This window comes from Phenylobacterium sp., assembly GCF_044371015.1.
Lineage (GTDB): Bacteria > Pseudomonadota > Alphaproteobacteria > Caulobacterales > Caulobacteraceae > Phenylobacterium.
In genome coordinates this window covers 1-8765 of record NZ_JBILUK010000125.1, presented here as the reverse complement: position 1 = coordinate 8765, position 8765 = coordinate 1, and the positions used below count along the sequence as shown (strand labels likewise).

General features: G+C 67.2%; 9 protein-coding genes. 2 read left to right on the top strand and 7 right to left on the bottom strand.

Going from position 1 to position 8765, the window contains the following annotated elements:
- A partial coding sequence (locus tag ACIQ3R_RS11380; protein WP_397418539.1) for an ATP-binding cassette domain-containing protein occupies positions 1-187 on the bottom strand: 187 nt, incomplete at its 3' end.
- 437 nt (positions 188-624) lie between these two features.
- Between ACIQ3R_RS11380 and ACIQ3R_RS11375 the strand changes: the two genes are divergently transcribed.
- Together ACIQ3R_RS11375 and ACIQ3R_RS11370 are read left to right on the top strand one after the other, a co-directional pair.
- Positions 625-1896: a type III PLP-dependent enzyme gene (locus ACIQ3R_RS11375; RefSeq protein WP_397418537.1), complete on the top strand. Its 1272-nt coding sequence runs from the start codon at positions 625-627 to the stop codon at positions 1894-1896.
- Between the two features lie 103 nt (positions 1897-1999).
- Entirely contained in the window at positions 2000-3052 is a 1053-nt protein-coding gene (locus ACIQ3R_RS11370) for a deoxyhypusine synthase (protein WP_397418535.1), read from the top strand.
- Between the two features lie 21 nt (positions 3053-3073).
- On the opposite strand, the gene ACIQ3R_RS11365 is transcribed toward ACIQ3R_RS11370, so the two are convergent.
- From ACIQ3R_RS11365 to ACIQ3R_RS11340, 6 genes are all read right to left on the bottom strand, one after another.
- Positions 3074-5107 carry a M13 family metallopeptidase gene (locus tag ACIQ3R_RS11365; protein WP_397418533.1) on the bottom strand — a complete coding sequence of 678 codons (2034 nt, stop codon included), beginning with the start codon at positions 5105-5107 and terminating at the stop codon, positions 3074-3076.
- An 84-nt stretch (positions 5108-5191) separates the two neighbouring features.
- Complete coding sequence (locus tag ACIQ3R_RS11360) at positions 5192-5623, bottom strand: copper chaperone PCu(A)C (RefSeq protein WP_397418531.1); 432 nt, start codon at positions 5621-5623, stop codon at positions 5192-5194.
- Positions 5624-5631: 8 nt separating this feature from the next.
- Complete coding sequence (locus tag ACIQ3R_RS11355; protein ID WP_397418529.1) at positions 5632-6507, bottom strand: DJ-1/PfpI family protein; 876 nt, start codon at positions 6505-6507, stop codon at positions 5632-5634.
- Positions 6508-6533: 26 nt separating this feature from the next.
- On the bottom strand, positions 6534-7784 hold the full coding sequence (locus ACIQ3R_RS11350) for a DJ-1/PfpI family protein (RefSeq protein ID WP_397418527.1): 1251 nt from the start codon (positions 7782-7784) through the stop codon (positions 6534-6536).
- A gap of 20 nt (positions 7785-7804) precedes the next feature.
- The gene (locus ACIQ3R_RS11345) at positions 7805-8605 is read right to left on the bottom strand and encodes a heme ABC transporter ATP-binding protein (RefSeq protein WP_397418525.1); all 801 of its coding nucleotides are present in this window, start codon (positions 8603-8605) and stop codon (positions 7805-7807) included.
- Complete coding sequence (locus ACIQ3R_RS11340; protein WP_397418541.1) at positions 8598-8753, bottom strand: iron chelate uptake ABC transporter family permease subunit; 156 nt, start codon at positions 8751-8753, stop codon at positions 8598-8600. The genes ACIQ3R_RS11345 and ACIQ3R_RS11340 overlap by 8 nt, the downstream gene beginning before the upstream one ends.
- Positions 8754-8765: the final 12 nt, after the last annotated feature.

Below are 8765 nucleotides of genomic sequence, written 5' to 3'. Positions count from 1 at the left end.
CGTCACCCGCATCTATGGTCTGCAACGCGCTGATTGAGCGCAGCAACGTGGATTTCCCCGACCCCGAGGGGCCGATCAGCGCGATCATCTCGCCACGCCGGGCGTCCAGCGAAACCCCGTCGAGGGCGCGCCGCTTGCCGAAGGTTTTGGAGACGTTCCGTATCGACAGAACGGCGGCGTCGGACATGGGCGGCGCTTGAGATCCTTGGGGAAGAACTAGCCGCTACATGGCACGCCCGCGCGGCCAAGGTCCAGCGGGACAAATCGGCGTAAGAGGGCGCAAGGCGCGGTGCGACCCTAGTCGCGGTCTCTGGCCCTGGGGGTTGCAACCACGGACCGCAGAGAAGGTGATACGCGTTGCCCCCAGCGCGGGTGTCATCGCGGGATGCACTCGGACGGCGCGGTGGACGAGGGTTCGATCCATGCTCGGCCGGCCGCCGCCACCCGTGACCGAGATCAGGCTCAGCCCCCGGCCACGAACCGCCGAGGTGCGTCCCCGATACTTCAAAGCCTTTGACTCGCGGGTCCATACCCCCTAAACGCGCCGCTTCCGGCGGACCCGATGTCCTCAAAAGCGCTGCTAACGCCGGTCTGGGTTCAACAATCCGTTGGGGGTTGCGTGAGGTGCACACGTACCATACGCCCCTGGACCTGGTCCGTGAGCGGTCTCCGGAGCGTCCTGTCGCGTTAGCGCGGCCGGACGTGGTGACCACAGCGGCGCGCTGGTTCCAGGACTATTTTCCGGGCGACGTGTTCTATGCCGTGAAGGCGAACCCGTCGCCGTGGGTGATCGAAGCGCTGGCCCAGGCCGGCGTGCGGTCGTTCGACGTCGCGTCGATCCCGGAGATCGCGCTCGTCGCGACGCACGCGCCGGGCTCCCGCATGGCGTTCATGCATCCGGTGAAGAGCCGCGCGGCCATTGCCGAGGCCTACCATCGCTACGGCGTGCGGATCTTCGCGCTCGACACCCACGAGGAGCTGGCCAAGATTCTGGAGGCCACCAACGGCGCCCAGGACCTGACGCTGATGGTGCGCCTCGACGTGATCGCCGATGGCGCGTCCTACTCGCTGTCCGGCAAGTTCGGCGTCTCGGCTCATGATGCGCCGGCCCTGCTTCTGGCTGCGCGCGGCGCAACCCAGGGCAAGATGGGCGTGTCATTCCACGTCGGCAGCCAGTGCATGCGGCCCACCGCCTATCAGGCGGCCATGGCTCAGGCCCAGCGCGCCATCGTCCGCGCCGGTGTCATGGTCGACATCGTCGATGTCGGCGGCGGGTTCCCGTCTGTCTATCCGGGCATGCTGCCGCCGGAACTCTCGGACTACGCCGACTCCGTGCGCCGCGGCTTCGCCGAGATGAGCGTGCATGAGGAGACCGAGCTGTGGTGTGAACCCGGCCGGGCGCTGGTCGCAGAGGCCTCGTCGATCCTGGTGAAGGTCGAACTGCGCAAGGGGGACGCGCTGTATCTCAACGACGGCAGCTATGGCTCGCTGTTCGACGCGGCGCATGTGAAATGGCCGTTCCCGGTGAAGCTCTACCGAGGTGATGGCGAGGGCGCCCATGAGGTGGAAGGCGCGCTCAAGCCCTTCCGCTTCTTCGGGCCGACCTGCGATTCGCTCGACCAGATGCCGGGGCCGTTCTGGCTGCCCGAGGATGTGGGCGAGGGCGACTATGTCGAGATCGGCATGCTGGGCGCCTATGGCGTGGCGATGAACACCCGCTTCAACGGCTTCGGCGACGCCGAGACCGTGGTGGTGGCGGACGCGCCCATGGCCTCCATGTTCGGGCTTGCCGGCCGCCTGATCCGCCTGCCGCGCGAGCAGCAGGACGAGGAGCGCAAGGTCGTTCGGTTCTCGCGTCCGAAGGGTCGCGCGGGAAAGAGCCGCCGCAAGCGGTAACAACTGTCAGGAACCGAGTGTATAGGCGCGGCCGGTCGTACCGTCCCGGTCGCGCTTTTCTGTTGTCGACGGACGATCACCCTCGGAAGGGACCTTTTCGAAGATGAACGCTCCAGTGAATTCCAACCGCAAGGCCGAGCTCCTGGCCAACACCGTCGAGCATGTGGCGATCGACCAGTACGACGCCCGGCCGGTGATCGACGCCATGCGCAAGATGAGCTTCACCAGCCGCGACACCGCTCGCGCCGCCGACATCTGGTCGATGAGCCTGGAGGACGCCGGCTGCTCGACCTGGCTGACCCTGGCGGGCTCGACCTCGGCCGGCGGCTGCATGCACATCTACCGCGACATGGTGCAGTACGGGATGATCGACGTTGTGGTGGCCACCGGCGCCTCGATCGTCGACATGGATTTCTTCGAGGCGCTGGGCTTCAAGCACTATCAGGCCCAGTCCAACGTCGATGACCGCGACCTGCGCGACCTCTACATCGACCGAATCTACGACACCTACATCGACGAAGAAGAACTCCAGAACTGCGACGGCACGATCTACGAGCTGTGCGAGATGCTGGAGCCCAGGCCCTATTCAAGCCGCGAATTCATCTGGGAGATGGGCAAGTGGCTGGCGGCCGGCAACGCCAAGAAGGCGGGCAGTCTGGTCGAGACCGCCTATCATGAGGGCGTGCCGATCTTCTGCCCGGCGTTTGTGGACAGCTCGGCCGGCTTCGGCCTGGTGAAGCACCAGGTGGAGCGGATGAAGGCGGGTAAGCCCTACCTGACCATCGACGCGGTGGCGGATTTCCGCGAGCTGACCGAAATCAAGCTCAAGGCCGGCGCCACGGGCCTGTTCATGGTCGGCGGCGGGGTGCCGAAGAACTTCGCCCAGGACACGGTGGTGTGCGCCGAGATCCTCGGCCACGAGGTGGAGATGCACAAATACGCCGTGCAGATCACGGTAGCCGACGTGCGCGACGGCGCCTGCTCGTCCTCGACCCTCAAGGAGGCCTGCTCCTGGGGCAAGGTGGATGTGACCTGGGAGCAGATGGTGTTCGCCGAGGCGACGACCGTGGTGCCGTTGATCGCATCGGATGCCTGGCATCGCGGGTCTTGGAAGACCCGGACGCGTCCGCGCTGGAACCAGCTGTTCGCGCGATAGGCCCTCGTCCGCCGAGGCGCGCTACCAGATTCGGGCGCGCGCCTCGGGCGGAATGTACATCGGATCCCCCGGCTTGACGCCGAACGCCTCGTAGAAGGCGTCGATGTTGCGCACCGGCAGATCGACGCGCGCCTGAGGCGGCGAATGGGGGTCGGAGACCAGGATCTGGCGCATCAGGTCGTCGCGGTACTTGCCCCGCCAGGCCTGGGCGTAACCCAGGAACACCCGCTGTTCGCCGGTCAGTCCATCCAGCACCGGCGCCGGGCGGCCCTTCAGGGACAGCTTGTAGGCGTCGAGGGCCATGATCAGGCCGCCCAGATCGGCGATGTTCTCGCCCATGGTGAGATCGCCATTGATCTTCGCGCCCGGCAGAACTTCGACGGCCGAATACTGCGCGCCCAGTTTCTGGGCCTGGGCGGTGAACTTGGCCTCGTCCTCGGGCGTCCACCATTCCGACAGACGACCGTCTCCGTCTGACTTGCGCCCCTGATCGTCGAACCCGTGGGTGATCTCGTGACCGATGGTGGCGCCGATGGCGCCGTAGTTCACCGCCGGATCCCCATCGATGTCGAAGAACGGCGGCTGCAGGATGGCGGCCGGGAAGACGATCTCGTTCTTGGTCGAGAGGTAGTAGGCGTTGATCGTCGAGGGTGTCATCTCCCACTCGGCCCGGTCGACCGGCTGGTTGAGGCGCGCCACCCGGCGATTCCACTCAAAGGCCGCCGCCCGTTCGGCGTTGCCGTAGGCGTCCTGGTCGTCGATCTTCAGGGCGGAATAGTCGCGCCAGCGGTCCGGATAGCCGATCTTGACGGAGAACTTCGAGAGCTTCTCCAGCGCCTTCGTCTTGGTCTCAGGCCCCATCCAGTCGAGGTTGCGGATGCGCTGTCCCATGGCGGTCTTCAGGTCGCCGACCAGCGCTTCCATCGCGGCCTTGTTCCGCGCCGGGAAGTAGGCCTCAACATAGAGCTTGCCGAGCGCCTCGCCGAGATCGCCCTCCACCTGGGCGACGCCGCGCTTCCAGCGCGGGCGCAGGGCCTGCGTGCCCGAAAGCGCCTTGCCACGGAACGCGAACCGGGCGTCGACGAACGCCTTCGAGAGGTATGGCGCGCCCTGATCGATGATCGTGAAGGCGAGCCAGGCCTTCAGTGTGGCGAGATCCGTGCGCCCATAGATCGCCGCGATCTTGGGGAACGCCGTGTTCTCTGACGCCACCACCCTTGGAACCGCGCCAAGACCCGCGCCCTCCAGATAGGCCCTCCAGTCGAACCCCGGCGCCAGCCGACGCAGTTCGGCGACCGTGTAGGGGTTGTAGGTCTTGTCATCGTCGCGTCGCTGGGCGCTGGTCCAGGACACCTTGGCGATCTCAGTCTCCTTGGCCAGGATCGCTTCTGCCGCCGCGTCCGGATTGGGCCAGTCGGCGAGCGTGAGCATCTTGGCGACGTAGGCCAGATAGGCCTTTCGCTGCGGCTCGAACCTGGATTCGAGATAGTAGTCGCGGTCCGGCAGGGTGAGGCCGCCCTGGAACAGATAGACCGCGTAGCGGGTCGGGGCCTTGGAGTCGTCCCAGATCGCTGCGTTGAAGGTGCCCTGACCAAAGCCCGAGGTCGTCGCCCCCATCAGTCGGGCGATCTCGGAGCGCGATCCGGCCTTGCGCACCGCCTCCAGTTCGCGGGCCAGCGGCTGGGCGCCCAACGCCTCGATGCGCGCCTCGTCCATGAAGGCGCGATAGGCGCCGCCGATCTGGCGACGCGGGCCCTCAGCGGCCGTGTCGGCGGCGGCGGCCTCCACGAGCGCGCGCAGCCTGGCCTGGTTGAGGTCGTCGAGGATCTCCCAAGCCCCGAAGGTGGGCCTTTCGGGCGGGATCGTCAGCCGCCGCATGTATTCGCCATTGGCGTGATCGAACAGGCTCTGGCCGGGACTCACGCTCATGTCGCGTCCCGCGAGGTCGAAGCCCCAGGTCCCCATGCGCGGCGTCTGGATGAGGTCGCCGGCCGCGAGGGCCGGTGTCGCGAGGAGCGCGGCCGCGGCCGCCGCGGCGAGCCAGAGAGTCTTCATAGCGGAGGTTCCGGATTTCAGTATCTCGTGGCGGACCATGCCGTCCGCCACGCCTGTTACGCTCGTTACATTTTGGACATGAAGCTAGTGATGCGCGTGACCCGCAGTCGGGGCCGTGACGCCGACCGTGAATGTCGCCTCCACCTTGGCGCCACTGGCGAAGGTGAGTGTGACCGGAAACCTGTCGCCGGCTTTCAAGGGGCGCTTGAGCCCCATCAACATGAGATGTTTGCCGCCAGGTCTAAACAACACGGTCCCGCCCGCCGGCGCGGATACGTTCGTGAGTTTCTCCATGGAGGCCATGCCTCCTGACATCGTGGTCGTGTGGAACTCTACGCGCGCCGCCGCCGGCGAACTTGCGCTGACGAGGCGATCCGGCTTGGGGCCCCGGTTGCTCAGGGCCATGAAGCCGGCGCCGTTGACGCCCGTCGCCGGACGGCTCCAGGCGTCGGTCACGGACAGGCCGGGCGGCGCCGCGGTTGCTGGGGAGGCCAGCAGCGCGGCCATCAGGATCATTGCGGGTCTCATCGCGCCGCCCTCCGCCGCGCCGCCGCGCGGGTCTGAAAGATCAAGGGTGCGAACATCCCCTCCATGGGGCCCGCAATCGCCGGGTCCGTGGTCGCCTCCGTACCGCCTGGGAAGGGCGGCGCCGGGGCGTACTCGGCCTGTAGCATCAGGGCCTGAGCATAGGGACGTCCGCGCAGCTCCTCCACCACCGCCAGTGCGAAGTCGAGCCCCGCGGAGACCCCGGCCCCGGTGATCACCGGACCGTCGCGCACGATCCGGGCGTCGACCGGCGTGGCGCCCAGCTCCGCGAGGATGTCGCGCGCCACCCAGTGCGAGGTGGCCTTGCGGCCCTTCAACAGGCCCGCGGCGCCCAGCACCAGCGAACCGGTGCACACGCTGGTGATCAGCCGGGCGTCAGCGGCGCGTTCGACCAGATAGTCCAGCGTCGGCTCATGCTCCATCGCCGCCACCGTACCCAGGGAGCCGCCCGGCACGAACAGGACGGTCGGCCGCGCGAAGGCGGTGTTGAGCGTGGCTGTGGGCTGGATGGCCAGGCCAAGATCGCTGGCGACGGGCGCGAGCGTCGGCTGGTTGGTCACCAACTCCACCTTGGATCCCATCATGCTGGCGAAGAAGTAGTGCGGGCCGACAAGGTCCAGGGCCGTGAACCCGGGATAGAGCAGCATGCTGACGGTCTCGCCGCCATGCATGCGGAGGTTGGGAACCTCCATGAACTTGTGGTGGGCCTCGGCCGCCTGGATGCGTGCGTCGTCGAGGGTTGCGGGCGCCTTAGGCGGCGGCGTCGCGGCCATGGCGCGTTCAAGCGCCAGGAAGGGGGCCAGCGCAGGGGCGGCGGCCAGGGCGTGGAGTAGGGCGCGTCGTTCTAGGGGCATGGCGATCTCCAGGTTGTGTGCCGATGCTATGGGATGGCGAAGGGGTCGTTGTCGGCGTCTTCGCTCCATTGATACTCGAGGCTTCGGGCGAGGCGCCGCGCTTGGTCCTTGCCATAAATCCGGGCGACGAGTCCGAGGGCCATGTCTGTGCCGGCGGACACGCCCGATGACGTGAAGAACTTGCCATCCTCGACCCAACGTGCCTCCTTCCGCCAGTCGACGCTGGCGTCCTGCGAGGTCGCCAGCGAGAAGAACGCCTTGTTCGACGTCGCTTTGCGCCCCTTGAGCAGGCCCGCTTTCGCCAAGAGCGCGGAGCCCGTGCAGACGGAGGTCGTGAATTCGGTGGTCTTGTCCTGCCTTCGGAGGAAGTTGAGGAACACCGGATTCTCCAGTTCGGCGCGCGTGCCGACTCCGCCGGGAACCATCATCACATCGAGCTTTGGCGCGCCGTCGAAGTCGTAGTCGGCCATCACCTGCGCGCCCTGGGCGGAGCGCACGAGCCCGCCCTTCTCAGCGATCATCACCACCTGAAAGTCCGGAACGTTGGCCCACATCTCGACGGGACCAAATACGTCCAGGACCTCGAAGCCTGGATAGAGCACAACCCCGATCACTTTTCGGCCTGTGCCGGCGGGCAGGGCGGGGGGCGTGCCGGCGACCTTCACGGTCGGATTCAGGGCCGCGCGGATATAGGCGGCCCGGTTGCCGGCGGCGGCATACTCCGCGCGGTTGGAAACGCCGTCGCCATCGGCGTCGCCTTCAGGGCTGAGCCGCTGGCCGACCTTGAGCGCCAGTGCATAGTCACCGCGGAGTGGCGCCCCGAAGCCCGTGGTCATGGCGTTGAACGCCCTGAACGAGCCTTCGCCCAGCATGGCGTAGCCCGCCGTCACGGTCGCCGCGGTGGGGAACGATCCGGCCAAGCGCCGCACATCGGCGGCGGCGCTGGCCTGCGCCTGCCGGAACGCCTGCGTGACGCTGGCGTGGTCCACGCCGCCTGTGGCGCTGAGGTCCAGCTTCGAATCCTGAAGGATCGCCGCCAGCAGGGCCATCTCGTCGGCATCGAGGATGCCGTTGGCGGCGCCGGTGGCGTCACGGTTGCCGTCGACCGTCGCCGGGTCGAACTTTAGTCCCTTTATGGCGGCGTCGAAGTCCGTCGCGATCGATATTGGGGCTGGCTCGCGTTCTGCTGCGACGGCTGATCCACCGAAACACAGCAGCGACAAGCCCAGTGCAGGAATTGTTCCCAACCGAAGCAGTATCTCCCGGCCAAAGTTCATCCCAAAAGTCCTCCTCCTGATCATGTCACAGCCCTCAGATGATGCTGCCTGCGCGCCCGGACTTGGGGCGGCTGTCCAGGTTCCCGCCAGACATCGACCTGACACCCGAACCAGTCGGAAACGGCCTGGTCGGTCATGACCTCCGGTGGCGGGCCATCCGCCACCAGTCTCCCGGCCTTCAGCACCAGCAGACGATCGGCGTACTCCGCCGCCAGATTCAGATCGTGCAGGACCGCGATCACGATCGCACCGCCCAGTGCCCGGGCAGACGCGGTCTCAAGAGCGACATGCTGCTGAGCGAGGTCCAGCGCCGAGGTGGGCTCGTCCAGGACCAGGATGGGGCACGCGGAGGCGTCCGGTCCCGGCCAGATCTGCACCAGAGCGCGCGCCAGCTGCACGCGTTGTCGCTCGCCGCCGGAAAGGGTCAGATAGCGCCGACCGACGAAGCTATCGAGTCCCAGCAAGGCGAGAGATCCGGTTACGGCCGCGCGGTCGACGGCGACGCCTGTCGCGTGCGGCAGACGTCCCAGGGCTACGATCTCCTCGACCAGGAAGTCGAAACCCAATGCGCTAGCCTGGGGCACAACCGCCAGGCGTCGGGCGATCTGGCGTCGGGCAAGCGCGGCGAGTGGCTTGCCGTCGAGATCGACTTGGCCGGACTGCGGGGTCCATTCGCCGGTCAGAACTCGGACAAGACTGGACTTGCCCGCGCCGTTGGGGCCGACGACCGCAACGAATTCCCCGGGCGCGAACCGGGCGCTGACTCCGTTCAGGATCGGCGCCCCATTTCGGTCCAGGACAATGTCGCGCAACTCAAGCATGGAAGGTTGCTCCACGCCGCCGCGACAGCATCCAGAGGAACAACGGGCCGCCTGCCATCGCGGTCAGGACCCCAAGGGGGAGCTCCGCAGGCGCGACGGCGGTGCGCGCAATGGTATCCGCGAAACACATCAGTCCCGCCCCGATCAGAGTAGCCAGAGG